The sequence below is a fragment of the Virgibacillus salarius genome, from assembly GCF_039521925.1.
GTDB classification, from domain to species: domain Bacteria; phylum Bacillota; class Bacilli; order Bacillales; family Amphibacillaceae; genus Virgibacillus; species Virgibacillus salarius.
On record NZ_BAAACY010000159.1, the window covers coordinates 1 to 1,706 of the forward strand.

1 protein-coding gene is annotated in these 1,706 nt (G+C 36.9%); it reads right to left on the bottom strand.

Features of this window, described 5'->3' with window-relative positions; all coding sequences use genetic code 11:
* Window positions 1-156: 156 nt before the first annotated feature.
* Window positions 157-1,440 (bottom strand): NCS2 family permease, encoded by a 1,284-nt coding sequence (locus ABDZ84_RS19215; RefSeq protein ID WP_051388216.1) that lies wholly within the window; start codon window positions 1,438-1,440, stop codon window positions 157-159.
* Window positions 1,441-1,706: the final 266 nt, after the last annotated feature.

Consider the following 1,706-nt stretch of genomic DNA (forward strand, 5'->3'; position numbering starts at 1 on the left):
TGCCCGCCGAAAGCGAAGTAATTAGTCGGAGCATTGCCAATAGACATCAAACATTTCAAAATAACTACTTGGCTTAACACAGTCATTGCACTGATTTTATACTTTCTTAACTTAGAACAAAAACTCCCACGCTTCAAGCGTAGGAGGCACAATAATTTAATGTGTTGGAAAGAAAATCATCTGGATTACAAAAATAATCCCAAATACATATAATATCCAATGAACATCCTTTCCTCTTCCGTTTACTAATTTCAATAATGGATACGTAATAAAACCAATGGAAATTCCCGTAGCGATACTGGATGTTAATGGCATGGATAGGATGATCGCAAAGGCTGGAAATGCTTCGTCAAATGTTTTCCAGTTAATTTTAGCTAATCCTTCCATCATAAAACAACCTACAATAATTAAAACAGGCGAGGTAATTGCTGGTAAATTTGCAACTGCACCTATAATAGGTGTAAAGAAAATAGATAGTGCAAATAGCAAAGCAATTACTAATGATGTTAGTCCAGTTCTACCACCAGCAGCTACACCTGAAGTAGACTCAATATAAGCTGTTGAAGGGCTTGTACCGAACATGGAACCTACTGTTGTAGCGGTTGCATCCGATAACAAGGCTGACTTTGCTCGTGGCATATTGCCGTTTTTCATAAAACCTGCTTGTTCTGCCACTCCAATCATGGTTCCAGTCGTATCAAATATGGTAACGAGTAGAAAAGCAAAAACGATCGTATAGAGACCTTGACTAAAGACACTGCCTATATCCAAGTCAAAAAACACAGGCATTGGTGGGGCTGATACATAGCCTTCTGAAAAGGATAATTGTCCTGTGAACAAAGCAATAATCGTCGTTATGAGCATACCAATAAATAAAGCACCCTTTATGTTCCAGACAAATAAAATTAAAGTAATAAATAAACCTACTAAAGTTAAAGTAGTCATCGGGTTATGTAAGTCTCCCAATCCAACAATATTTGCTTCATTTGGTGCGACGATACCGGCCATTCTCAAGCCATTAAAGGCGATAAATAGTCCAATCCCTGAGGTAATTCCATATTTTAAGGATGCAGGAATTGCTTTTATTAATGTCTCTCGAAGTGTCGTCAAACTCAAGAGAACAAAGATGATACCAGCAACAAATACAGTGCCAAATATCGCCTGATAAGTTAAGCCTTCTGATGCTACAACAGATGCAAAATATGCATTTAATCCCATACCTGGTGCTATTGCAATTGGATAATTCGCAAAGAAAGCCATGCATAGTGTACCTACAACTGCAGAGATAACCGTAGCCATAAACACTTGATCAAAGGGTACTCCTGCCGCTGAGAGAATTGCGGGGTTAACCACAACAATATAGACCATTGTAAGAAATGTTGTTAGGCCTGCAATCACCTCTGTTTGGATATTTGTGTTATTTTTCGTTAATTTAAAGATCTTATCCAAGACAAACACCTTGCTTTCCGAATATAATAAAACAACATTGACTATAATATTCGTTTTTAACTAATTATGCAAGAAAAATTGCTTCCTTTCTATACTTCCTCCATTTTTATCGATTCATCCATCGTATTGTAACGTACTTTATTTCATTTTCAAGATTTACATACTACTAATTATGGTGCTTTCGTCCAATAAACATAAGAAAAACGGAGCAAAATTCGCTCAGTCCTTATCACTACATGCTCAGATTTACGCTTCCT